The organism is Gottschalkia acidurici 9a, from assembly GCF_000299355.1.
Taxonomy (GTDB): Bacteria; Bacillota; Clostridia; order Tissierellales; family Gottschalkiaceae; genus Gottschalkia; species Gottschalkia acidurici.
Genome location: NC_018664.1, coordinates 2561847 through 2586656, shown reverse-complemented (window position 1 = coordinate 2586656; position 24810 = coordinate 2561847). Strand labels below are relative to the sequence as shown.

The following is a 24810-nucleotide window of genomic DNA, read 5'->3' as shown; positions in this document are numbered from 1 at the left end:
AATTACCCCTAAACTATTTAAAAACCTCAGGATGTATTATCTTAGCGATTTCTACAAGTCCATCTGCAACTCTAGGACCTTGTCTATCAAGTAGATTATTATCTATCTCATAAAGCTTACCATTCTTGATAGCATCTAAATCTTTATACCCATTAGAATTTTCTATACCTTGTTTTGAATCACTATATTTTGAACAAATAATTATATCAGGATTTTTTTCTACTAACTTTTCTAAACTATATGCCCAACCAGATATATCATCAGCTATGTTATTACCACCAGCTAATTCTATCATCTCACCTATGAAGGTATCACTTCCAGCAGTGTAATCTCCAGACTTTCCAAAAGATAAGGCATAATAAGTACTTACTTTAGGTTCATCTTTCACCTTATCTACAACACTTTGAACTTTAGCTTTCATTTCTGAGATAAGTTTTTCTGCGCTTTCATTATCATTTAAAACCCTAGCTACATTTTCTATAATCTCGTATGTTCCATCAAAGTTTTCCTTACCATGAAAAGATACCACCTTTAATCCAAGCTCATCTAGCTTAGCAATAATTTCTTCAGGAACAATAGGTGAAACTATAACAAGATCTGGTTTTAATTCAACAATTTTTTCTAAATTAGGATCTGTTAAAGAACCTACTGAAGGAATATTTTTAACATCTTCAGGATAATCACAATATTCAGAGCGTCCAATTAATTTATCTGATTCACCTAGTGAAAATATAATTTCAGTAATATTAGGAGCAATAGATATAATCTTTTGAGGCTCACTACCTAGTGTTACGGTTCTATTATAAGAATCTGTTATAGTTATTGGAAAGCTAGTATTGTTTTTGACATTATCTTCGCTACTGTCAGATAAGTCAGTAGTACCTGAACAACCTAGAAATGAAAATACCAAAGCAAAAGTTAAAATTAATAAAAATATTGCTTTATTTTTTTTAATCAAAATTAGAACCTCCCATCAAATAAATTTAAATAATTTTAAAGTAATAGCCAAGAAGATGGAAAAAGTTACAAGATGTACTCGTTCATTTATAGCATATGTGTGCAAAATAAGAGGCAAATATTTAAATTGTACTTTATCAGATTTATGCTTCATAAATTTTACACACTGAAATGATATGAAACATAATTTTTACATCATCTCAGCATATATAAACCCACCAAGATTCTTATTAATCTTGAGAACTATTTTAAGAATCTCTATGGTGATATATTTAACTGATAACACAATATCACACCTATTTATTATTGTCAAAATGTAGCGATTATAGTTGGAATTTGATAAAAAATCTGACAAACTGCTACTTAATAATGATATAATTTACATATGAGGAAGAATATTTTTGAAATCATTAGAGAACTTTAAAAATATTTGAAAACTCTACAACTAAAAAATTAAAAAATATCTATGAAGAAACTAATTGTAGTAAGACGGGAAGTTATTTAAAAACTAATCTGATAATAAGGAGTGAAGAAAGTGAAATATCAAAATATTAATATTAAAGGCACAGGTATATATCATCCAACTAACAGACTAAGTAATGAGTACTTTATAAAGCACTTTAATCAATTAGAGGTAGAAGTAGAAGGTCTCTTAACTCACTTAGAAAGAAATTATCGTTATCACTCAGATGACCCTAAAGAAACAGTTATCACTATGGCATATAATGCAAGTATTAATGCTCTGAAAAATTCTAATATTAATGTAGATGAAATTGATATAGTTGTTTTTGCGACAGACACTCCAGAGTATACCTCACCTTCAAATGCTATAAAATTGGTACATATGATAGAAGCAACAAATGCGAAGATGGTATATGACACAAATAGCAACTGCATAGGGATGTTATCAGCAATGGATCAAGTTTCAAGAATTCTTAAAACACATAAAAAATTTAAAAAAGCTTTAGTTGTAGGTTCTCTTCTCATAAGTTCAGTAGTAAGTAAAAATGACTCAGTAACGTATCCAAACTTTGGTGACTTATCAGCCGCTATGATATTGGAAAAAGAAGAAGAAGATATAGAAAGAGGATTTATTGATTCAGTTTACTACACAAAAACTACTGAGCATGATAATATTTTAATGCCCAAGATAGGGTATTCAAGAACTATAAGAGACTGTATATTGGATGAAGAAGATAAAAAATGGTTTTGGGATCCTTTTGATAGTGATTTTTTATCGGATTATTGGATGAGAATTATAGAAGAAGTAACATATGATAATAATATATCACCTAGAGAAATTGATCACTATGTTTTTTCTCAGTTTTCTAATCCGTCTTCAAAAGAAACTCTCTCGAAATTAAATGTAGACAATAGTAGAATGGTATACGTAGGAGATGAGTATGGATATACAGGAGTAACTAGTCCAATATTAGCATTACATAAGAAGTTAGAGTCTGGAATAATTAAAGACGGAGATAGTTGTGTATTTTGCTCTGTAGGTTCTGGATCAACAACAGTATCAATACTATATAAATTTTAAAATAAAAAAACCACATAAGATTTTATGTGGTTTTTTACGTTTACTATATAACTTGACTTAAACTTTCTATGTACTCAACATCCCAGCCAGGAACTTGTTCACCTAAACGTCTAAATTGGCTTTTAGTTACAGGGTTATCAGCTACTAAATATCTTTTGTTGAAAGGAACTTCTATGTATCTATGTAGTAATTTACCTAACAGTTCAGCAGAACCTGCACCAGATGCCTTTAAGTCAGAAGCGTCAATTATTAGATTATATGAGCTTGTGTTGAAAGTTTTAACGACTTTATTATAGTCATTTAAGAAAGATTGTCCATCTTCTACACTAAAGAAACCACAAGCTTTAAGATGTAAATATTTTTTTGATTATTTAAGTCCATAGTATAACTAACTTTTCCATTATCAAAGCTTATCAATTAAATCTCCTCCCTAAATATAAATAGTATGTACTAATATTATACAAGGAATATATATAAACTACAACGTATTCCTGTCTAAAAACCCACTTTATTGTAATAAGAAGTTGTAAATTGTAATTAAAGTTATAATAAAACTACATTAATTAGTAAAAGCGTGATAAATTTTATACAAATCAAAGCTAATTATATTGACAAAGTTAAATTAATAAGGTACAATTACGTTAATGAGAATCGTTATCGACTTCGTCAACTTAATGATAAATAAAAAATGCCTAGGAGGTGCATCATGGATAAGTTACTAGGATATGTTATGGGTGGAATAGTGATAGCAGTCGTAGGATGGTTTAGTATAAAAGAGGTTGTAAAATCAATAAAAGCGGGAGGATGTAATTGTAGTAATTGTCCTAGCGCAAAAAATAAAAGATAAATATAAGGAGGAATTTAAATGACTTTAGATTGTGCTACTAAAGGACAAAAAATTGAGATAATAAGAATTCCAGATGAAAATATAAGAATCCAAGCAATTAGGTTAGGAATATGTGAAGGTGCAAAGCTTATATGTTCTGAAAAGATACCAGCAGGACCTATTATTTTACAAAATAGAATGCAAGAAATAGCCATAGGGAGAAATCTCTCAAGACAAATAGAAATAAAAATAGCTTAATTTAAAACGAACAGAATTGAGAATTACTTAAGCTTTGGAGAGGAGACGGAATATGAGCAGTTGTCATAATCCAGCAATGGAGATAGAAATACCTAAAGATGCAAAGAAAATAGTATTAGCTGGTAATCCTAATGTAGGTAAATCAGTATTTTTTAACTATTTAACAGGAATATACGTAGATGTATCTAACTTTCCTGGAACAACAATAGACATAAGCATGGGTAAGTTAGATAAAGATGTAGTTATGGATACACCAGGAGTATATGGGGTATCGTCATTTAATGATGAGGAAAGTGTTGCGCGTGATATAATACTTTATTCAGATGTTATAGTGAACGTAGTTGATGCAGTCCACATGGAGAGAGACTTATTTTTAACTCAACAAATCATAGATATGGGAAAACCTATGGTAATAGCTTTAAACATGATGGATGATGTTAAGAGAAATGGAATAAATATAGATATTAAGACCTTATCAAAAGAATTAGGAGTAGAAGTAATACCTACGACTGCTACTAAAAAAGAGGGTCTAGAAAATATTAAAAATGCTATACCTAGAGCTAAAAAGGGTAATCCAATCAAAGAAGTAAAAGAATTAATGAATAAGGTAATGGACAAGGTTGATACAGAATCAGAAGCACTTCTTGTAATAGAGGAAGACAAAAATATAATTGAAAGACATAATATAAAAGGAATTGAAGGCAAAAGAGAAGAGGTCTACAAATTAAGAAGAAGTAGAGTAGATGAGATTATGGATAAAGCTGTTTCGCAAGTAAAAGATAGCTCTTCATTTGGAAACAAACTAGGAAAATGGATGCTTCAGCCATTAACAGGAATACCGATATTATTAATAACTTTATACGTAATGTATCAAGCAATAGGAGTCTTTGTAGCTCAAACAGTAGTAGGAATAACTGAAGAAGTAATAATGGGTGGATATTATTATGACCTTATAATGAATACTGTTGGAAAAGTAATAGATGAGGCATCAGTAATAGGACAAATGTTAATAGGTGAGTTTGGTATATTAACAATGGTTCCTATATATATACTAGGGCTATTATTACCGCTAGTTGTTGGTTTTTATTTCTTCTTATCGATCATGGAAGATTCAGGATACTTACCAAGAATAGCTGCACTAGTAGACAGAGTTCTTACGTTTTTAGGATTGAATGGTAGAGCAGTAATACCTATGATTTTAGGTTTTGGTTGTGTTACTATGGCAACTATAACTACTAGATTATTAGGATCAAAAAGAGAGAAGTTTATAGCCACAATGCTTTTATGTATAGCGATACCTTGTTCAGCACAATTAGGTGTTATTATGGGACTTATATCTCCATTAGGTTTTAAAGCACTACTTATATATGTTTTAACTATATTTATAGTTTTCGTATTGACAGGAACTTTATTAAACAAGATAATGCCGGGTAAATCTACAGATTTATTAATAGACTTACCACCACTTAGATTACCAGTATTCTCTAATGTATTAAGAAAAACTTATAACAAATCAAAAATGTTCATAAAAGAAGCAACACCATTATTCGCAATAGGTGCTATTATAATATCAGTTATGCAAATTACCGGATCACTGGATGCAATATCAACTGCCTTAGCACCATTTACAGAAGGATTCTTAAAGCTACCTGCTGAAACATCAAGAGCATTCATAATGGGTATAGTTAGAAGAGACTTTGGTGCTGCAGGATTAAATGACTTAGTAGCTAAAGGAATACTAACAGGTAGCCAAGTTATAGTATCATTAGTAGCAATAACATTATTTGTACCTTGTATAGCTGCTATAATGGTTATATTCAAAGAAAGAAGCTGGAAAGAATCAGCGTTAATATGGGTAAGTAGTTTTGTACTTGCATTCTTAACAGCTGGAATATTAGCACAAATTATCATATAGAAAATTATAAAAGTTAATATAAAAGTAAAAAACCTTCTATCATACAATGGAAATTGTAGTAGGAGGTTTTTTATTTTGAGTCATTCTATCTATATAAATAATCTCTAGTCATTGATAAATCATTATTAACACCTTTTGAAAATATAATTTGATGTAAATCAACCACACCATTGTTAAATCCAGCCGCACAAGAAGCTAAGTATAGTTTCCACATTCTTATAAATCGTTCATCAAACATTTTACTTATAGTATCAACTTCCTTATTAAAGTTCTCATACCAGCAAAGTAATGTTTTTACATAGTGACGTCTTAAACTTTCAATATCAACTGTATAGAAGTTCTTTTCTGAACCCTTACTGATTACTTCTCTAAGACTAGGTATTACGCCTCCAGGGAAAATATATTTTCTGATCCATGGGTCTCCCAAAGATTCTTTACGTCCGCTAATGAAGTGTAGTAAGAGTATTCCTTTTTTCTTTAAAACATGATCAATATTTTCTAAAAATAAATCATAGTTCTCTCTTCCTACATGTTCGATCATACCAACACTTACAACACGATCAAATGAAAGATTAGATTTTTTAAATTCACGATAGTCCATTAACTTAACGTCAAGATAATCTTCAAGTCCTTCTTTTTTTATTCTTTCCTTAAACTCATCGTATTGTTCCTGACTTAATGTAATTCCTAAACCATGAATTTTATATTTTTTAGCTGCAGCTATTAAAAGACCGCCCCATCCGCAACCTACATCTAATAAGGACATGCCTTCTTCTAAATGCAACTTATCTATAATATAATCAACTTTGTCACATTGAGCTTCATAAAGGCTTTTATCTTCTGATTTAAAATAGGCACAAGAATAGTTCATCGTATCATCTAGCCATAGCTTATAAAAGTCGTTTCCAATATCATAATGAGAAGATACTTCTTCTTTTTGATTTTTGGCTGAATTAGAAGTAAACAGTATACTCTTAAGTGAATTTTGATCTACTGTGAACTCATCCATTTTACTTAGGACTATGTCAAGGGCTTTAAATAGGTCACCTTCAACGTCTAATACTTTGTCCATATAAGATTCACCTAAAGCTAAAGATGTACTCCTCATAAGAGCCCTCTTATCTAATGGTTCATTTACGAATACAGTAAATTCAGGTTCTTTTTGTCCAAAATCCATCTCTTTGTTATCTTTGAACTTCACTTTAAAAGATATATTATCTACATCTCTAAAAAGTTTTTTTATAAAAGTTTTTTCTAGTATCATATTAATCATTCCTTTCCCTAATACCATTTAATGAAACTTATTAAGTGATTTTATCCATATATTTATGGTCTTATACTTTAAGGTTTGATTAAATAATCTACTTCTTCGTTCTAATTTCTGTAATTAGATTAGGTATAAGCTTATATATTAAGTTTGAGTAACACTTTTAGTGTTTTTGTTGAATAAAAGATGCAAATTCTATATAATGAACACAATACTATATAAATCTACAAGAGAAGAGTCGAAATATAGACTGCATATAAGTTAAATAAGTATATTAGTAAACTAGGAGAATAAAAATGAATCCTATAATTAAATATTCAAGAAAGATAATTTTTACTATATTTATGATGTTCTTAATCTCATTTGTTCTAATAGAAGGAATGATTCTATATGGTAGAAGTAATTATGAAGAAAAGAAAGTCGAATATGTTATAACCCTAGGAGCAAGACTTTATGGTAGATCTCCTTCACAGGCTTTATCAGAAAGGTTACATACCACACTAGAATATGCAGAAAAATATAAAGGCTCTAAAATAATTGTATGTGGTGGACAAGGTGTGGATGAAGACATTCCTGAGGCAGAGGCAATGGAATCGTTTTTATTAGATAAAGGAATAAGTCAAGATAGGATTATAAAAGAGCAAACATCTACGAGTACTTTTGAAAATTTGAAAAATGCTAAAGATATTATAAATGAAATAGACAATGGAGAAAATTTGGATATAGTTATAGTTACATCTGATTTTCATGTATTTAGATCCAAGTTTATTGCAAAGAGATTAGGGTTTAATCCTATAGGACTTCCGGCAAAAACACCTACGGTGTCAATTCCTAAAAGTTACATAAGAGAATATTTTGCCGTTTTAAAGTCAATAATCTTGGATAAAGTATAAAAACATATTAATAACCGATATAAATGTTATCATTTTTATACCTTGGGTATATACTATCAATATCGTAAACAATATAGGCGGGAGGTTTTAAAGTGATAGGTAAATTTTTGCTAATCATGTTTGTAATACTTTCATTTGCACTATTTAATAATATATTTTTCCCAAGAGGTATTGGAAGGGGATTATTTGATAATTCATCATCAGTCTTACTTTTAACAGCAATAAGTGTAGTTCTATTTGTTCTAGTAATGTTTGTTTTAGAAGCTGCTTTTGGAACAGCAAGCAATATTAATAGAGTAATAGAAGGGACTATGATAGGTTGGATAGTGGCTCTATTTTTACAAATTAAAAAATCAAGATATTAAAAACTAACATAATGAAATTATTTATAATAAAAGGAGTAATTTACTACTATCTTGTAGTAAATTACTCCTTTTATTATATTTTTGGTTATTATATTTTTGGTTATTATAGTTTAGGTTTTGAATACTTAGCAATAATCTTTTCAGCTACCTTTATTCCATCTACAGCCGCTGAAATAATACCACCTGCATATCCACCGCCTTCACCACAAGGGTAAATGCCAGCAGTATTAAGGCTCTCCAGACTATATTCATCTCTTTCTATTCTTATAGGTGCGGAACTTCTGGTTTCGACCCCTACTAGTAAAGCATCATCCATAGCAAATCCATTTAACTTTTTATCCATCTCAATTATAGCTTCTTTCATGGTATCTACTACAAAGCTTGGAAGACACTCTCTTAAACTAGCAAGCTTTATATCAGGAAGATATGATGGTTTAACACTTCCTACACTCGTAGAAGGTCTATCTAATAAAAAATCTCCGACAAGTTGAACTGGTGCATTATAGTTTGAACCACCTAGTTCAAAAGCTTTTCTTTCCCATTTTCTTTGGAACTCAATACCTGCCAAAGGATGATCACTTTCGAAATCTTCGGTATTTACTTGAATTAACAGAGCACTGTTAGCATTACTCTTGTCTCTTGCGTGTTCACTCATACCATTAGTGACTACCATGTTTTCTTCTGAGGAAGCAGCAACTACACTTCCACCAGGACACATACAAAATGTATAAGCCGCTCTATCATTAGATGCTTGATAAGTTAATCTATAATCAGCAGCACCTAGTTTAGGGTGAGTTGCGAACTGTCCATATTGAGTAGAATTAATTAAACTTTGTGGGTGCTCAATTCTTACACCTATTGAGAAAGGTTTTTGTCTTATTTTTACACCGTTGTTATAAAGAACTTCATACGTATCTCTTGCACTATGCCCTATAGCTAGTATAACTTGATCAGACTCTAAAACTTCACCATTATTAATTTCTATTCCTCTTACTTTATTATCTTTAATTAAAAAATTAGTTACTTTGCTATCAAATCTTATTTCACCGCCAAGGTCTTCGATAGTTTTACGAATATTTTTTACTACTTTTTTTAATATATCGGTACCAATATGAGGTTTATATGAGTACAAGATTTCTTTTGGAGCATCGGCATTTACAAACTCTTCTAAAACTTTTCTGCATCTTAGATCTTTAATACGAGTAGTAAGTTTACCGTCTGAAAACGTACCTGCTCCTCCTTCTCCGAACTGTACATTTGAATTAGGATTAAGCTTTCTTGTACTCCAGAAGTTATTAACATCTTCAGTTCTCTTATCTACATCCTTTCCCCTTTCCAATAATATAGGGAGATATCCTTTTTGAGCTAATAATAGGCCTGCAAATAGACCTGCTGGGCCTGTACCAATAATTATTGGTCTATGTTTAAGAAGTTCATTTCCTTCACTCACTTCTTTATAAGACATATCAGGAGTTTTGGAAACATCTTTATTTTTTTTAAGAATTTTTTCTTCATTAATAACATCAACATCAACAGTATATACGAAGTTAATAGTACCTTTTCTAGCGTCTATAGACTCTTTAAAAATTGTATAAGATATTATCTCTTCTGATTTAACTCTAAGTTTCTTTTCAATTTTAGATTTTAGTTTTGAGATATTTTCATCTATTGATAGTTTAATTTGACTTATTCTAATCATCAGTAAGATCCCTCTCTTCTTAATTCTAAGATATTATACCACAACTAAATTTTTAAATACTAAATTACTTTTGTATAAATCACATAAAAAAAGACCACCCATATAGTGTGATCTTTTTTATGTGATTTATATTTATGCTAAAGTTTTTAAAACGTCGGCTCTACTCACGATACCTACTAGCTTTCCATCTCTTACAACAGGAACACGGTTAATATTTTTATTAATCATGATAGAAGCTATTTCTTTTATTTCCGTATCTTCAGTTACTAGTTCTAATTTTGTTGTCATAATTTCAGATGCTTTATGAGCAGAAAGTTTTTGAAGCTCAAGCTTATACTTTTCGAACTCTTTTAAGTAAGCAAATCCACCCATAACAGAATATACTCCTGGAGTTTTAGGATTTACCTCTTTGTGTAAAAGATCTCCTTCAGTTACTATTCCTATTATTTTTTCATTTTCAACTACAGGTACTCCAGAAATGTTATTTTCAGTTAGAACTTTTGCTAACTCTTCGATTGTAGTATCTGGATCTACAGTTATAACCGACGTTTCCATAATATCTTTCGCTTTCATAAAAGATTCACTCTCCCAACTAAGTTATTTATAATATATAGCAATAATACCCTCATCATAATAGTTAAAACATTATTTAGAATAAAATAGTAAGATAGACTAATGCCATAAGAAATTAAGATATATAATTATTTATATTATTTTTATTAAAATTAATGAATGGAATGGAAATATTATGATCTTTAAGTATAGCTTTTATTTCATCAATAAATACTCCACTTTCTCGTGAAGAGGATATAGTATTTAGTGTATCTTTGAGATTAGGATTTTGACCAAGTTCTCCTCCCCAACTTCCCGTACAGGTTCTGTTGACACCACAAGTAGGACTGCCATTAACTCCAACTAAACATACTACTTCATAATTATTGGATAAATACTGCTTGATTTGATCAAGATAAGGTTGAAAGAGTTCATTACAGAGTTTTCTATAATGAGGAGTATCAAGTTGATTTTTTACATGTCCCCATCTTTTTAAACCATAGCATATCATTTCAGGACATGGTAGCTGTATGATACCTATTTCATTTTCTATAAGTAAGCTTATGAATTCTTTTTTATATTTAGAAGAAGTTATATTAACTTTTTTTACTTTTGACTTTTCATTCATTAAACAGTGACATAGAATAATGACTTTCTTAACTCTATCCAAGCCTGTCCCTCCTACTTAAAGCATTTAAATAAGATATATCTACAAATTGTATTGTTAGAAATGAAATAAGTCAAATTGATTTTTTCTATTGTTATAGTTAATTTAATGGATTTTCTTAATAGACATATAAGTAAAAAATTTACTATAGAAAAAAATAATAGTTGAACTCATTTCTATTTTAAAATAAAATAGTTGAGTGGAAATATATATGTTAGTTAATATAACATATGAAAATCTAATTGTTTTAGAAGGTGAAAGTTTTGGCTAAATATATAGAAGTTGAGTATCAAGAATTGGATGGAGATTATTTATTAATAGATCTAAGAAGTGAAAGTGAGCATGAAGATTATACTATACCAGGATCAATAAATATCCCCATTTTAAATGATGAAGAAAGAAAAGCAATAGGAACAGCCTATGTTAGAGAAAGTACAGACAAAGCAAAATCTATGGCGGTTAAAGCAGCAGCTCCAAAACTTCCGTATATATATGAAACAATAAAAGAACTAGAACATAAGCACGATAAAGTAGTGCTTTTTTGTGCTAGAGGCGGAATGAGAAGTACAGTTTTATATACTTGGTTAACTAGCTTAGGATCTAAACTCTACAAGCTAAAAGGTGGATATAAAGGGTATAGGGCTTATATAAATAATGAGTTGCCAATAATTAATGAAGAGTTGGAATATATAATTCTTCAAGGAAATACAGGGACAGGCAAGACTAAGATTCTAAAAGAACTTAAAATGAGAGGATACAATATATTAGACTTAGAAGAATGTGCTAATCACAGAGGATCTCTTTTAGGAAGTGTAGGAATGGGAAAAAGTAATAGTCAAAAAACTTTTGAATCCCTAGTATATGATCAGTTAAAAGAAAGAAATAGTAATCTAATCTTTTTAGAAGGTGAAAGTAAAAGAATAGGTCATACTCTAATTCCAGATTATATATATAATAAAATGAGAGACAGCAAGAGGATTTTAATAAATACAGATTTAGAATATAGAGTTAAAAATATAATTGAAGAATATACCGTAAGTGAAAACTGGAAGGAAGAAGTATCTGAAAGTTTAAATAATTTAAAAAAATATATAAGTGAATCAAATATAGAGAGATACTTAAATATGCTAGAAAATAATGAAATAGAAGTTTTAATAGAAGAACTTATGAAGAATTACTATGACGTTATGTATAAAAAAGGAGAAAACAAGTATCAATATGAGTTAACTATTAAAGGAAATAATATAGAGACTACATGTGATACTATAGAAAAATGGGTAAAGGGATTAAAATAGATATAATTATCCCTACCCTAGAACCCTACCTGGAAACTCAAGATTATTTTTTATTAACAAATATATTAATCTAAGTCAATGTCTAATACTTGCCCAGTAGTTGCATCAATTTCAACTTCATAAACACCATAAGGAGTTCTAATATGAATTTCATATACTAAAATACCATTTTCTCTATCTAACTCTGCTTTGATTACCTCACCTTGAACTTGCTCTAATGCAATTGCAATAGCCATTTCTATAGGAATAACATTATTAATCCATACATCACTCCATGAATTGTACCAATAATAACTTTGATTCATAAGCGCACCCCCCTTGTAATAATAAGCTATTCCATAAGTATATAGATAGTTCTAAATTATCATAAAAATAAATATATGCATACAATTATCGAGTGAATATTAAATGTGTTGTAATAATCCTCTAAAAAGTATTGAAAAGTAATGAAAATTAGTATAATATGTATTTACAAACAACACAAAGGGGGATGTAAATGAACATTAAAAGAATTGTACTGGTAATATTGACAATTGTAATGATGAGTACCTTATTTGGATGCGGAAAAGAAAAAGAAGAAGTTATAAAAATGGGGTTTGTACCTTTAAGAGATGGCGATAAACTAATCGAGTCTGTAGAACCATTAGCTAATATGTTAACGGAAGAACTTGGTATAAAGGTGGAAGCTTTCACTGCTGATAATTATGTTGGAGTTGTAGAAGGACTGGGATCAGGTCAAGTAGATTTTGGAATTATACCACCTCTTGCATATGTCCTAGCTAACAAGACAAGTGATGCTAAAGTTATATTAACAGCTTTAAATGATAAAGGAGAAGCAAGTTATCGTTCACAGTTTTTAGTAAGAAAAGATTCTAATATTGAAGATTTTAAAGATGTAAAAGGTAAAAAGGTAGCATTTGTAGATCCTTCGTCAACATCAGGATACTTATTTCCGGGGGCTTATCTTATAGGGAATGAAATAGATATAGAAAAAGATATAACATATTCTTATAGTGGTGGACACGATAAATCTATACAACTCCTTGTAAATGGAGATGTAGATGTGGTACCTACATTTGTAGATGCAAGACAGAATTTTGTAAGTGAGTTTCCAGATGCGATAGATAAAACTAAGATACTCGGATATACAAAAGATATTCCAAATATAAGCGTGACTTTAAGAGGAGATATGGACTCTGATATCGGAGAAAAGATAAAGAAAGCGCTAATAAAAGTAGGGAATTCAGAAGAAGGAAAAAAACTTTTAGGAGAACTATTTAATATATATGGGTTCGAGGAAGCTACAGATAAAGACTATGAGGTTATTAAAGATACTGCAAGATCAATGAACGTAGACCTAGAAGCAATTAAGTAGGTGAAAAGAGGTGATTAGACTAGAAAACATCTCAGTGCTATATAATAAAAAAAACCTAGCAGTTGATAATATTAGTTTAAAAATTGGAAAAGGACAATTTATAGGTATAATAGGTCCTAGTGGTAGCGGCAAGTCAAGTTTAATAAAAACTATAAACTTACTGGTTAGTCCATATAGGGGAAAAGTATACATAGAAAACACAAATATAGGTTCATTAAATGAAAAAGAACTTAGGAGCATGAGAAGAGAGATAGGATTTATATTTCAAGACTACAATCTTGTAGAAAAATCATCTGTATTGGAAAACGTACTAGTAGGAAGACTTGGATTTAAGTCTTCCCTAAAATCATTATTTGGAGTATTTAATGATGAAGACTATCAAGTAGCAGTAGAAGCTTTAGAACAGGTAGGATTAAAAGATAAGATATTTAATCGAGCAGATCAGTTAAGTGGAGGACAAAAGCAAAGAGTTGCGATTGCTAAGACATTGTGTCAAAATCCTAAAATAATTTTAGCTGATGAGCCTGTATCTAGTCTTGACCTTTCAACAGCTCAGATTGTGATGGACTATTTCAAGATGATAAATGAAAAAAAAGACATAACTATAGTAATCAACCTGCACGATGTAAATATAGCAAGAAAGTACTGTTCTAGGATAATAGGTTTAAAAGATGGAAAAATATTTTTTGATGAAAAAGCAGGTGATATAGATGATCAACGACTACAAAGTCTATATCAGTAAGAAAAAGAAAAAAACAATACTACTTATAATGTCTATAATTATAATTACTTTTGCATTAGGACTAGTTATAGATTTTAGTATAGTTAAAATATTTAAGGGTATCCCAAGCATGTATAGTCTATTTGAAAGAATCTTAAGACCAAACCTATCTTATATAGAAGAAGTATTTTCAAAGTTATTGGAGACGATAGAAATTGCAATAATATCATCTATAATAGGAGTGGCTCTATCTATTCCATTCTCACTGTTGATATCTAGAAATATAGCTCCCAGTAAACACATATCGATGATATTAAATGCTTTATTTTCAATACTAAGAACCATACCTAGTCTTATTTGGACAGCTCTTTTGGTAAGTGTCTTTAGTATAGGTAAGTTTTCAGGTGTATTAGCTCTTACTATAATAGCTTTTTTAATGTCTTTAAAACTTTTTAAAGAACATATAGAAACTATAAATGAAAATATTATAAATTCAACAAGATCTGTGGGAGCGAATCAAATTCAGATTTTAAGATATTGTATATTACCCACAATATTAGATATATTGATTTCTGTTCTATTTATAGTTCTTGAAACAAATATAAGGAGTGCAACCGTCCTTGGACTTGTAGGAGCGGGTGGTATAGGGCAAATAATGTGGAGAGATCTAAATCATTTAAGATATGATAATTTATCAACTTTAATTTTGATTTTATTTTTAACTATAGTTTCAATTGATACTTTAAGTTTACTTATAAGAAATTTGATAAAAAAATCTTCTATAACTTATACCTCATTAGAATCCTATAGAAAATTTCATAACAGAAGAAGGCTTTTTTATATAAGTATATTTATTATATTAATAGCACTTATACTTATATCCATAGACGTGGATTACGAAAGATTAAAGATTGGATTTAAACAAGGTTTGGAAATCATTACTAGAATTATAGATATAGATATATCTTATTTTCCAAAACTATTTGAGGGTATTAAGGAAAGCTTAGCTATTGCTATTTTTGCTACTGTATTAGGAGCTGCAGGAGCCTTAGTCTTATCCTTTTTTTCTTCATATAACACTTCTCCATCTAAATACATAGCTATACTTTTTAAAGGTTTAATAAATATCTTAAGAACATTTCCTCCAATAATAACTGCAATAATATTTTTTCGAGGAGTTGGACCAGGTCCTTTAGCAGGAAGTTTGGCACTTAGCATTTATACAGCAGGTGTTCTTACTAAACTATATAGTGATATTATTGAAAGTTCTAGTGAAAATATTAAAAATAGCATATTGGTGACAGGATCTACTAATCTAACTAGCTTTAGATATGGAATATTGCTACAAACACTACCTAACTTCATAAGTTTATCTTTATATAGACTAGAATCAAATATAAGAAATTCAACTATATTAGGAATTATAGGTGCAGGTGGAATTGGTACTATCTTGAATCGAAATATTACATGGAGAAATTGGGAAAGAGTAGGAACACTTATATTAGGAATCTCCATTATGATTATATTGATAGATATTTTAAGTTACTCTCTAAGAAAAAAACTTTTATAGAGTATATAGTAAATCAAACATATTAAAAATAAGTCTTAATTTAAATTGAGACTTATTTTTTTGTTGACAAATATAGATATAATTCATATAATGACTTTAAAACAGACTAAACATATAAATATAATAGGATAAGTAATTTAAATCAAAGCAATTGAAAGGTGGAAAATATATGAGTATTAATTGGGAATTCGTGATTAATAGCATACCACTATATCAAAAAGCCTTAATATTAACTTTAAAATTAGCTTTTTGGGGCATATTAGCATCATTGCTAATTGGCTTTATTTGTAGTGTAGTAATGTATTATAGAATAAAAATACTAAAAAATATTGTTGGAATTTATATTGAAGTTTCAAGAAACACTCCGTTACTAATACAACTGTATTTCCTATACTTTGGACTTACTAAACTAGGTATATCTTTAAGTGAGAATGCTTGTGCGATTATTGGATTATCATTTTTAGGTGGAAGCTATATGGCTGAAGCTTTTAGAGGAGGTATAGAGGCTGTAAGTAAATCTCAAATAGAAACAGGTTTAAGCTTAGGGCTCTCTAAAGTTCAACTTATTAGATATGTTATTTTACCTCAAGCTTTTTCATTTAGCATAACATCTATAGGAGCAAACTGTATATTCTTGCTAAAGGAAACATCTATAGTTGGTGCAATAGCAGTATTAGATCTTATGAATATTACGAAGGATTTAATAGGAATATACTATAACACTTTTGAATCATTACTAATGTTGGTAATTGCATACTTAATTATACTATTACCTATGTCGTTTTTCTTAACGTGGTTAGAAAGGAAGGTTAGACATGCAGAGTTCGGCAATTGATGTAGTTTTTACGTCACAGAATTTAACGAGACTACTTGGAGGATTACTAGTAACAGCTAGAATTGCCTTTATATCAGTTACTATAAGTATTATTTTAGGAATAATATTTGGGCTTCTAATGACTATAAAATCAAAGGGTGTTAAGGCTCTTTGTAGACTATATCTTGAATCTTTCAGAATAATACCTATTCTTGTTTGGTTATATGTTATATACTTTGGTGTTACAAGTGCACTCGGAATTCATCTGGAAGGTGAACTAGTTTCGATTATAGTATTTAGTCTTTGGGGTGCAGCAGAGATGGGGGATATTGTTAGAGGTTCTTTAGAGTCGCTACCAAAACATCAAATAGAGTCGGGTAAGGCACTAGGACTTAATTTTGGTCAACTTTACGGATACATTCTTATTCCTCAAGCTATAAGACGAATGCTTCCAGGAGCAATAAACTTAGCAACGAGAATGATTAAAACAACTTCTCTAGTAGTGTTAATAGGAGTTGTTGAAGTTTTAAAAGTAGGTCAACAGATTATTGAAGTGGCTCGATTTAAGACAGATATGGCATCATTCTGGATTTACGGTCTAATATTTGTTTTATATTTTATAATTTGTTATCCATTATCGGCATTATCTAAAAGGTTAGAATTAAAATGGAGTAATTAAGGGTGGTTATTATAAATGAATAAAAATGAACGATCATTATTAGAAATTGAAAGCTTAGATAAGGAGTATGATGGAAGAAAAGTATTGAATAATATAAGCCTTAAGGTAGATAAGGGTGAAGTAATTGTAATCTTAGGCTCATCAGGATGTGGGAAAAGTACACTTCTTAGATGTATTAATGGTCTTGAGACCATTAACAATGGTGATATAAGATTATCTGGCAAGAGTCTTGTAGATAAAAATGTTAATTGGCAAGAGATACGTCAGAAGATAGGCATGGTATTTCAAAACTATGAGCTTTTTCCTCATATGAATGTTATAGATAATATACTTTTAGGGCCTACTAAAGTACAAGGAAGAGATAAAGATGAAGTGTTAGATCAAGCAAAAAAGCTACTATCTAGAGTTGGATTATTAGATAGAATGAACTCTTATCCGAGACAATTATCGGGAGGACAGAAACAGAGAATAGCTATAGTTAGGTCACTATGTATGAATCCAGAGATCATTTTATTTGATGAAGTTACAGCTTCTCTTGATCCAGAAATGGTTAGGGAGGTTCTAGATGTAATTTTAGAACTTGCAAATGATGGCATGACAATGTTAATAGTAACTCATGAAATGGCATTTGCTCAGTCAGTTGCTGATAAGATAGTATTTTTAGACTCAGGAAGTATATGTGAGATATCAGAACCTGATGAATTTTTTACAAATCCTAAAACGGATCGTGCTAAGCAATTTTTAAATATATTTCAATATTAAATATATAATAAAAGAAAGGAATGATAATTATGAGAAGTATTAAAAAGTTTTTAGCATTATTAATTATTGGAATTTTAGCAATAGGAAGCTTCACAGGATGCAGCAAATCGGCACCAGAATCTTCAGATACTAGTGGATCTTCTAAGTCAGCAAGTTCTATAGAGGAAATTAAAAATCGTGGAATTATAAGAATAGGAGTATTCAGTGATAAGCCACCTTTTGGATATATAGATGCTCAAGGTGAGAACCAAGGGTTTGATATCTATATAGCTAAAAGATTTGCAAAGGATCTTTTAGGAGATGAATCAAAAGCAGAGTTTGTATTAGTTGAGGCAGCAAACAGAGTTGCATATTTGGAGTCAAATAAAGTAGATATAATAATGGCTAACTTTACTGTTACTGATGAAAGAAAGCAAAAAGTTGATTTCGCAAATCCATACATGAAAGTTTCACTTGGATTAGTATCACCAGATAATGCTCAAATTACTTCTGTTGATCAACTAAAGGGTAAAAAACTTATAGTTAACAAAGGTACAACTGCTGAGACTTACTTTACAAAAAATCATCCAGAAATAGAGTTATTAAAATTTGACCAAAATACAGAAGCATTTGAAGCATTAAAAGACAATCGTGGAGCTGCACTAGCACATGATAATACTGAAGTACTTGCATGGGCTAAGTCAAATACAGGATTTACAGTTGGATTACCGACATTAGGAAGTCAAGATACAATAGCACCAGCAGTTAAAAAAGGAGATAAGGAACTTTTAGATTGGATAAACAAGGAGCTCGAAACTATAGGAAAAGAAAATTTTGTGCATAAGGCATATGAAGATACTCTTAAACCAGTATACGGTGACTCAGTTAGTCCTGATGATCTTGTAATTGAAGGTGGAAAGATTAACTAAATATAAATATAAAATACCTACTATTCTTCTTAGTAGGTATTTTTATGTTTGCATAAAAATCAATTAGCCATAAGTATAGACAATCAAATCTAAAAGACTTAAATATATAGTAAAAATTATCCGCGTAAATATTAGAGTTATCTATAATAAGGTACAAGAAGATAGAAATATTCTATTTGAAAACCAATATTATTGGTGATAATCTGAACTTTGGTAATATTTTAATAAAATTAGGAATGACTTCATAAAAGGCTCTTATATGAAAAGTAGATAAGATAGTATAGAGAGGTGCATTTAGTGAAGCAAATAACAACTATAAGAAAGTTATTGAAAAGTAAAGAGCTTAAAGCATTAATATATCTATTGCCATCATTACTTATAATAACAGTATTTCAGATATATCCTATAATAAAGTCTCTTGTTATGAGTTTTTATACGGACTTTGACTATCTTACTGATACTGTTTATAAAAGAGGATTGGACAACTTTCAATATGTACTAACAGATCATGATTTCTATCTATCTCTTAAAAACACATTTATATTCGTTTTAGGGGTAGTTCCATTATCTATAGTAGTATCCTTAGGATTTGCAATACTATTGAACTCAAATATAAAACTTAAAAATTTCTTTAGAAGTATTTATTTTATTACGTTTATAACCTCTATAGTTGCTGTTTCAACAGTATGGAGATGGATGTTTAATCAAGAGTTTGGGCTAGTAAACTCTATACTAATAATGTTTGGAATAGACAAAATAAACTGGTTGACTAATCCTAAGCTAACTATACCAATATTAATTCTATTAAACGTATGGAAGGGTATGGGATACAAGATAGTTATTTTTCTAGCTGGATTACAAAATATAGATGAAAAGTACTATTTAGCAGCTAAGATTGATGGAGCGTCTGTTTGGAAAAGATTTAGATCCATTACTCTTCCACTACTTTCTCCTACATTGTTTTTCGTATCAATTACTTCAGTTATAGGTTCTTTTAAGATATTTGATGAGGTATTTATTCTCTATGACAAGCAGACAGGCCCTCTTAAAAGTGGACTTACTATAGTGTATTACATATTTAATAAATTTTATAGGCATTGGCAATTTTCAATAGCAGCGGCGGCAGCCTTTGTTTTATTTATAATTATTCTTATATTTACCTTAATCCAACTTAAAATAGGAAAAAAGAACATTAATTATTGAAATATATTAAGGGAGAAAACATATGAGAAGACAAAATTCAGTTAAGATAACAGTTACTTATATGTTATTAATAATAGGTGCAATATTTATATTATTACCGTTTATATGGATGATAACTACATCTCTTAAGCCTTCAAACGAAGTGCTAATAATGCCTCCTAAGTGGATACCGTCAAAATTGATGTGGGAAAACTATAAAATTGCTTTTCAATCTGCACCATTTAAAAGATATTTTATAAATAGCATTTTTGTTACTACAGTAGTTACTCTTTGTGAACTGTTTACAACAATACTTGCGGCATTTGCTTTTTCGAGGATTAGATTTAAAGGTAGGGATATATTGTTTTCTATACTAATAGCTACTATGATGGTTCCTGGAGAAGTACTTATAATTCCAAACTTTGTGACACTTAGCAATCTTGGATGGATAGATACTTATAAAGCGTTAATAATTCCATGGTGTGCAAGTATATTTGCAATATTCTTATTGAGACAATATTTTCTTGGGATACCTGAGCAACTTTATTATGCAGCTAAAATTGATGGATGCTCTGATAGTAGATACTTATGGTCAATAATGGTACCAATAGCTAAACCGGCACTTATGACTCTTGCGATACTTAAAATTGTTGGAAGCTGGAACTCATTTATGTGGCCTCTTATAGTAACTAATTCAGATAATATGAGAACCCTACCTGTGGCTTTGTCAGCTTTTTCATCTGAAGCAGGAACACAACATAATGTGTTGATGGCTGCATCGACAATGATCATATTTCCTGTGTTTATAATCTATTTAATTCTTCAGAAACATATAGTTGCTGGAGTATCACGTACAGGTATGAAGGGGTAGCAAGTCCTGTAATATAAAGGATTTATATATAAATATAAAAAACAAGGAGGATATTCAATGAAAAGAATTTTATCACTTGCACTATCTCTAATATTGGTTTTTAGCCTTGTAGCTTGTAATAACAAAAATTCTAATGAAGAGACTAGTAATAGTCAAAAAGAAAGTGAAGTAAATATTGTAACAGAAATTACTAAGCCAGTAGAAATAGAGTTTTGGAATTCAATGAGTGGTACAAATGGAGAAGCTCTTAAAAAATTAACAGATGACTTTAACTCAAAACATGAAAACATAACTGTTAAGCTAGTAAATCAAGGAGGATATAGAGATTTATTTGAAAAGCTAATGGGAGCAGCAAAAGCTAAGCAACTTCCAGCAATAACTCAGATATATTCAAATAGATTATCTTGGTATGTATCTAAAGGACTAGTTGAAGACTTAAAACCATATATGGAAAATGAAAAAGTTGGACTAAAAAAAGGTGAAATTGAAGATATTCCATCATTATTTTTAGAGGATGGTATATGGGATGGGAAACAATATGCTATGCCTTTTAATAAAAGTCAAATGGTCTTATATTATAATGTAGATATGTTTGAAAAGGCAGGGATAGAAATTCCAACTACATGGGACGAATGGAAGGAAGCAGCTAAAAAATTAACGATAGATGAAAATGGAGATGGAGAACCAGAAGTTTATGGGTTAGTTTTAGCTAATAATATTTCAACGGATATTGCACCTTGGGTAAAACAAGCAGGTGGAGAAATAATTAGTGAAGAGAAAGACCAAATTAACTTCGATACTCCAGAGACTAAAGAAGCAGTAGAATTTTTAAATAGTATGATACAAGAAAAAACAGCAAGATTAGCAGGAGAAGATAAAAATCCAAATGTTCCATTACAACAAGGAAGAGCAGCTATGTGTGTAGCTTCAACATCTGCAATACCTTATATAGATTCAGAATCAGTAGAGGGATTAAAATGGTTTGCAGCACCCCTTCCAGGATATAAGACAAATGATCAATTATTTTATGGTACAAACGTAGCTGTATTTAATACATTATCACCAGAAGAAAAGCTGGCAGCTTGGGAGTATATAAAGTTCATTACAAGTGTAGAAAATACAGCATATTTCTCAGAGCAGACAGGATATCTACCTGTAAGAAAATCGGTTCAAGAGTTGGATAGTTATAAGAAGTTTTTAGAAGAAAAGCCGGTTAAGGCTATTCCATTCAAAAGCATGGATATTGGGTTCCAAGGAGCAAGAAATATTGGGGAAATAAATGCATTAGATGTCTTGGGAGAAGAACTAGACCAAGTATTTAATAAAAAGAAAACAATAGATGAAGCATTGAAGACTGCTCAGCAAAGAGGAGAAAAAGGCAATGAAAGAAGCTAGAAATAACTAGCTTTAAAAAATAAAAGAATAGCCATATTACACATGTGTAATATGGCTATTCTTTTATTTTTTAAATGAAGAACTCCCCTTAAGTTCTAAAAGTTTAAATACAAAATGTCGTAAAATGTTGAATTATGTCTTGAGCTCATATATAATGTCCATATGTTATAAATACATGTAATAAATGAGAGAGGAGGATAAGATTACATACATATGAATAATTATAAAAATATATTATGGAGGCATTGAAATGAAAAGTATTAAATTAAAACTTATTATTTATTTTTCTGCTTTAATTTTATTATCGTCTACTAGTATTGGATTTATTTCTATACAAAAGGCTAGTGAAGGTTTTAATAAAGAAGCAAAAGAAACGATAAGTTCGTTAGCTACTGACGGAGCAAAATTAGCAGAGAGTAGAGTTGAAATTCAAAAGAGAACTTTAGAAATGATAGCAAATAGAAGAGATATAGAAAGCATGGACTGGCAAGTTCAGCAGCCTATACTTCAAAGGCAGTTAGAGAATACATCATTTACTGATATGGCAATTGTTCAACTTGATGGAACTGGATATTTCTCAAAAGGATCAGTATCTAGGATAAAAGATAATGACTATATGAAAAAAGCCTTAAATGGTGAGTCAAGTGTATCAGATTTGTTTATTATTGAGACGACTAACAATCTTGGAATAGTATACGCTTCACCTATCAAAAACGATGATAAAGTAGTAGGGGTTTTAATCGGAATTAGAAATGGTGATGAACTAAGTAACATCCTAAAAGATATTGGATTTGGAAGTAAAGGATATTCTTTTATGATTAATAGTGAGGGAAATATAGTTGGTCATCCAGATAAGGAAAAAGTATTAAAACAATCTAATCCAATAAAAGAAGTAAAAAATGACAAGAGTCAAAAGTCGTTAGCAGAATTCTTTGAAAAAATGCTAAAAGAGAAAACTGGAATAGGTATATATTCTTATGAAGGTAAGGACATATATGCAGGATATGAACCTGTGAAAGATACAAATTGGACAATAGTTGTTACAGCTGATAAAGATGAAATACTATCTGCAATACCAGACATACAAAAAAACATAATCATACTAATGATTGTAGTTTTATTACTAAGTATTACTATTACATATTTAATCGGAAATTCGATTAGCGTTCCTATTATTAATGGAGTAAATCATTTACAAGAAATTGCAGATCTTAATATTACAAGAGATGTACCTGAAAAGTATTTAATAAAGAAAGATGAAACAGGAGCATTTGCAAAGGCGATACAAGATGTAACTAATAACCTCAATGAAGTTGTTAAATCAATAAACAGTTCTTCAACACAAGTTGCTGCCACCTCAGAAGAACTAACTGCGATTACACAACAGTCTTCAGCTGCTATAGAAGAAGTCTCGAAGTCTGTAGAAGCAATATCAAGTAGAGCTTTAAATCAGGCGAAAAATACAGATGAAGGTGTCATGAAAGCGGATTTATTAGGTTCAGCTATAGAACAAAATCAGCAATATATGAAAAAATTAAATATCAATTCAAACGAGGTAATTGGGGTAGTTAATGAGGGATTAAGCGATATTGATAACCTATCTGAAATAACAAAAGAAAATAGTCATGCTATAGATGAAATCTATAAAGTTATATTAAAAACGAACGAAAGCTCTAATCAAATTGGACAAGCAAGTAATGTGATAACATCTATAGCAGATCAAACCAACTTATTAGCATTAAATGCTGCTATCGAGGCTGCTAGAGCAGGGGAAGCAGGAAAAGGGTTTGCAGTAGTGGCAGAAGAGATCAGAAAACTAGCGGAACAATCTTCAGAGTTTACAAAAATTATTGATGATATAGTAAATGAACTACAAATGAATTCTGAAGATGCAGTGAAAACTATGAAAAAAGTATCTAATATATCTAAGAATCAAACAGAAAGTATAATTAATAATAAGAAAAAGTATACATTGATAGCTGAGGAAATGAAATATGTAGAAGAGGCTATAGAACAATTAAATACTTCGGAAGAAGAAATGGAGAGAACTAAGAATAATATACTTGATACTCTAGGAGGTCTTTCTACTATGGCAGCGGAAAACTCAGCAGGAACTCAGGAGGCATCAGCTTCTATGGAAGAGCAAACGGCTTCTATAGAAGAAATAGCAAGCTCAAGCGAAAGTTTATCAAGTTTAGCACAAGAGCTACAGTCTATTGTTATGAAGTTTAAAATTCAATAATTTAAAATTCAAAACTCTAAAGATACCCACTAAGAAAAATAGTGGGTATTTTTA

General features: G+C 30.1%; 25 protein-coding genes. 19 read left to right on the top strand and 6 right to left on the bottom strand.

Going from position 1 to position 24810, the window contains the following annotated elements; all coding sequences use genetic code 11:
* Positions 1–13: 13 nt before the first annotated feature.
* Positions 14–958, bottom strand: coding sequence for an ABC transporter substrate-binding protein (locus CURI_RS12295; RefSeq protein WP_014968589.1), 945 nt, complete (start codon positions 956–958; stop codon positions 14–16).
* 534 nt (positions 959–1492) lie between these two features.
* Between CURI_RS12295 and CURI_RS12290 the strand changes: the two genes are divergently transcribed.
* The 5 genes from CURI_RS12290 (at position 1493) to feoB (ending at position 5499) form a co-directional block, all read left to right on the top strand.
* The gene (locus tag CURI_RS12290; protein WP_014968588.1) at positions 1493–2500 is read left to right on the top strand and encodes a ketoacyl-ACP synthase III; all 1008 of its coding nucleotides are present in this window, start codon (positions 1493–1495) and stop codon (positions 2498–2500) included.
* 68 nt (positions 2501–2568) lie between these two features.
* Entirely contained in the window at positions 2569–2796 is a 228-nt protein-coding gene (locus CURI_RS16205) for a hypothetical protein (RefSeq protein WP_228370427.1), read from the top strand.
* A 410-nt stretch (positions 2797–3206) separates the two neighbouring features.
* Positions 3207–3347: a FeoB-associated Cys-rich membrane protein gene (locus tag CURI_RS15455; protein ID WP_014968587.1), complete on the top strand. Its 141-nt coding sequence runs from the start codon at positions 3207–3209 to the stop codon at positions 3345–3347.
* A gap of 18 nt (positions 3348–3365) precedes the next feature.
* A complete protein-coding gene (locus CURI_RS12285) occupies positions 3366–3584 on the top strand; it encodes a FeoA family protein (RefSeq protein WP_014968586.1) in 219 nt (72 codons plus the stop codon).
* A gap of 52 nt (positions 3585–3636) precedes the next feature.
* The gene (gene feoB / locus CURI_RS12280; protein WP_014968585.1) at positions 3637–5499 is read left to right on the top strand and encodes a ferrous iron transport protein B; all 1863 of its coding nucleotides are present in this window, start codon (positions 3637–3639) and stop codon (positions 5497–5499) included.
* Between the two features lie 85 nt (positions 5500–5584).
* Here the strand turns inward: feoB and CURI_RS12275 are convergent, their stop codons facing one another.
* The gene (locus tag CURI_RS12275) at positions 5585–6763 is read right to left on the bottom strand and encodes an SAM-dependent methyltransferase (RefSeq protein ID WP_014968584.1); all 1179 of its coding nucleotides are present in this window, start codon (positions 6761–6763) and stop codon (positions 5585–5587) included.
* 299 nt (positions 6764–7062) lie between these two features.
* Here CURI_RS12275 and CURI_RS12270 point away from each other — a divergent pair, with 299 nt between their 5' ends.
* Together CURI_RS12270 and CURI_RS12265 are read left to right on the top strand one after the other, a co-directional pair.
* The gene (locus tag CURI_RS12270) at positions 7063–7659 is read left to right on the top strand and encodes a YdcF family protein (RefSeq protein ID WP_014968583.1); all 597 of its coding nucleotides are present in this window, start codon (positions 7063–7065) and stop codon (positions 7657–7659) included.
* Positions 7660–7751: 92 nt separating this feature from the next.
* Positions 7752–8024, top strand: coding sequence for a hypothetical protein (locus CURI_RS12265; protein WP_014968582.1), 273 nt, complete (start codon positions 7752–7754; stop codon positions 8022–8024).
* 103 nt (positions 8025–8127) lie between these two features.
* Here CURI_RS12265 and CURI_RS12260 read toward each other — a convergent pair whose 3' ends face one another.
* From CURI_RS12260 to CURI_RS12250, 3 genes are all read right to left on the bottom strand, one after another.
* Complete coding sequence (locus CURI_RS12260; protein WP_014968581.1) at positions 8128–9723, bottom strand: NAD(P)/FAD-dependent oxidoreductase; 1596 nt, start codon at positions 9721–9723, stop codon at positions 8128–8130.
* A gap of 132 nt (positions 9724–9855) precedes the next feature.
* Positions 9856–10296: a CBS domain-containing protein gene (locus tag CURI_RS12255; protein WP_014968580.1), complete on the bottom strand. Its 441-nt coding sequence runs from the start codon at positions 10294–10296 to the stop codon at positions 9856–9858.
* Positions 10297–10411: 115 nt separating this feature from the next.
* Complete coding sequence (locus tag CURI_RS12250) at positions 10412–10945, bottom strand: CD3072 family TudS-related putative desulfidase (protein WP_014968579.1); 534 nt, start codon at positions 10943–10945, stop codon at positions 10412–10414.
* A gap of 260 nt (positions 10946–11205) precedes the next feature.
* Between CURI_RS12250 and mnmH the strand changes: the two genes are divergently transcribed.
* Positions 11206–12237 carry a tRNA 2-selenouridine(34) synthase MnmH gene (gene mnmH / locus CURI_RS12245; protein WP_014968578.1) on the top strand — a complete coding sequence of 344 codons (1032 nt, stop codon included), beginning with the start codon at positions 11206–11208 and terminating at the stop codon, positions 12235–12237.
* A gap of 65 nt (positions 12238–12302) precedes the next feature.
* Here the strand turns inward: mnmH and CURI_RS12240 are convergent, their stop codons facing one another.
* Positions 12303–12542 carry a PepSY domain-containing protein gene (locus CURI_RS12240; RefSeq protein ID WP_014968577.1) on the bottom strand — a complete coding sequence of 80 codons (240 nt, stop codon included), beginning with the start codon at positions 12540–12542 and terminating at the stop codon, positions 12303–12305.
* A gap of 191 nt (positions 12543–12733) precedes the next feature.
* On the opposite strand from CURI_RS12240, the gene CURI_RS12235 reads away from it, so the two are divergent.
* The 11 genes from CURI_RS12235 (at position 12734) to CURI_RS12185 (ending at position 24756) form a co-directional block, all read left to right on the top strand.
* A complete protein-coding gene (locus CURI_RS12235; RefSeq protein WP_014968576.1) occupies positions 12734–13612 on the top strand; it encodes a phosphate/phosphite/phosphonate ABC transporter substrate-binding protein in 879 nt (292 codons plus the stop codon).
* A 10-nt stretch (positions 13613–13622) separates the two neighbouring features.
* Positions 13623–14354 (top strand): phosphonate ABC transporter ATP-binding protein, encoded by a 732-nt coding sequence (gene phnC, locus CURI_RS12230; RefSeq protein ID WP_014968575.1) that lies wholly within the window; start codon positions 13623–13625, stop codon positions 14352–14354.
* Positions 14323–15903: a phosphonate ABC transporter, permease protein PhnE gene (gene phnE, locus CURI_RS12225; RefSeq protein WP_014968574.1), complete on the top strand. Its 1581-nt coding sequence runs from the start codon at positions 14323–14325 to the stop codon at positions 15901–15903. Before phnC ends, phnE begins: the two co-directional genes overlap by 32 nt.
* A 169-nt stretch (positions 15904–16072) precedes the next feature.
* On the top strand, positions 16073–16738 hold the full coding sequence (locus CURI_RS12220) for an amino acid ABC transporter permease (protein ID WP_014968573.1): 666 nt from the start codon (positions 16073–16075) through the stop codon (positions 16736–16738).
* A complete protein-coding gene (locus CURI_RS12215; protein WP_014968572.1) occupies positions 16719–17396 on the top strand; it encodes an amino acid ABC transporter permease in 678 nt (225 codons plus the stop codon). The genes CURI_RS12220 and CURI_RS12215 overlap by 20 nt, the downstream gene beginning before the upstream one ends.
* A gap of 15 nt (positions 17397–17411) precedes the next feature.
* Complete coding sequence (locus CURI_RS12210) at positions 17412–18158, top strand: amino acid ABC transporter ATP-binding protein (RefSeq protein WP_014968571.1); 747 nt, start codon at positions 17412–17414, stop codon at positions 18156–18158.
* Between the two features lie 29 nt (positions 18159–18187).
* On the top strand, positions 18188–19066 hold the full coding sequence (locus CURI_RS12205) for a cysteine ABC transporter substrate-binding protein (protein ID WP_014968570.1): 879 nt from the start codon (positions 18188–18190) through the stop codon (positions 19064–19066).
* Between the two features lie 297 nt (positions 19067–19363).
* Positions 19364–20269: a carbohydrate ABC transporter permease gene (locus tag CURI_RS12200; RefSeq protein ID WP_014968569.1), complete on the top strand. Its 906-nt coding sequence runs from the start codon at positions 19364–19366 to the stop codon at positions 20267–20269.
* Between the two features lie 22 nt (positions 20270–20291).
* Positions 20292–21119, top strand: a complete 828-nt coding sequence (locus tag CURI_RS12195) for a carbohydrate ABC transporter permease (protein ID WP_014968568.1) — start codon at positions 20292–20294, stop codon at positions 21117–21119.
* Between the two features lie 57 nt (positions 21120–21176).
* Complete coding sequence (locus CURI_RS12190) at positions 21177–22514, top strand: ABC transporter substrate-binding protein (RefSeq protein WP_014968567.1); 1338 nt, start codon at positions 21177–21179, stop codon at positions 22512–22514.
* A gap of 250 nt (positions 22515–22764) precedes the next feature.
* Positions 22765–24756 (top strand): methyl-accepting chemotaxis protein, encoded by a 1992-nt coding sequence (locus CURI_RS12185; RefSeq protein ID WP_014968566.1) that lies wholly within the window; start codon positions 22765–22767, stop codon positions 24754–24756.
* Positions 24757–24810: the final 54 nt, after the last annotated feature.

Bases quoted from the DNA above. Each gene is read 5' to 3' on its own strand.
- CURI_RS12205 (WP_014968570.1), top strand. From the start codon at position 18,188: ATGAGAAGTATTAAAAAGTTTTTAGCATTATTAATTATTGGAATTTTA.
- CURI_RS12240 (WP_014968577.1), bottom strand. From the start codon at position 12,542: ATGAATCAAAGTTATTATTGGTACAATTCATGGAGTGATGTATGGATT.
- CURI_RS15455 (WP_014968587.1), top strand. From the start codon at position 3,207: ATGGATAAGTTACTAGGATATGTTATGGGTGGAATAGTGATAGCAGTC.
- CURI_RS12210 (WP_014968571.1), top strand. From the start codon at position 17,412: ATGAATAAAAATGAACGATCATTATTAGAAATTGAAAGCTTAGATAAG.
- CURI_RS12190 (WP_014968567.1), top strand. From the start codon at position 21,177: ATGAAAAGAATTTTATCACTTGCACTATCTCTAATATTGGTTTTTAGC.
- CURI_RS12235 (WP_014968576.1), top strand. From the start codon at position 12,734: ATGAACATTAAAAGAATTGTACTGGTAATATTGACAATTGTAATGATG.
- CURI_RS12270 (WP_014968583.1), top strand. From the start codon at position 7,063: ATGAATCCTATAATTAAATATTCAAGAAAGATAATTTTTACTATATTT.
- phnE (WP_014968574.1), top strand. From the start codon at position 14,323: ATGATCAACGACTACAAAGTCTATATCAGTAAGAAAAAGAAAAAAACA.
- CURI_RS12195 (WP_014968568.1), top strand. From the start codon at position 20,292: ATGAGAAGACAAAATTCAGTTAAGATAACAGTTACTTATATGTTATTA.
- CURI_RS12275 (WP_014968584.1), bottom strand. From the start codon at position 6,763: ATGATACTAGAAAAAACTTTTATAAAAAAACTTTTTAGAGATGTAGAT.
- CURI_RS12260 (WP_014968581.1), bottom strand. From the start codon at position 9,723: ATGATTAGAATAAGTCAAATTAAACTATCAATAGATGAAAATATCTCA.
- CURI_RS12255 (WP_014968580.1), bottom strand. From the start codon at position 10,296: ATGAAAGCGAAAGATATTATGGAAACGTCGGTTATAACTGTAGATCCA.
- CURI_RS12285 (WP_014968586.1), top strand. From the start codon at position 3,366: ATGACTTTAGATTGTGCTACTAAAGGACAAAAAATTGAGATAATAAGA.
- CURI_RS12215 (WP_014968572.1), top strand. From the start codon at position 16,719: ATGCAGAGTTCGGCAATTGATGTAGTTTTTACGTCACAGAATTTAACG.
- CURI_RS16205 (WP_228370427.1), top strand. From the start codon at position 2,569: ATGTACTCAACATCCCAGCCAGGAACTTGTTCACCTAAACGTCTAAAT.
- CURI_RS12185 (WP_014968566.1), top strand. From the start codon at position 22,765: ATGAAAAGTATTAAATTAAAACTTATTATTTATTTTTCTGCTTTAATT.
- CURI_RS12220 (WP_014968573.1), top strand. From the start codon at position 16,073: ATGAGTATTAATTGGGAATTCGTGATTAATAGCATACCACTATATCAA.
- feoB (WP_014968585.1), top strand. From the start codon at position 3,637: ATGAGCAGTTGTCATAATCCAGCAATGGAGATAGAAATACCTAAAGAT.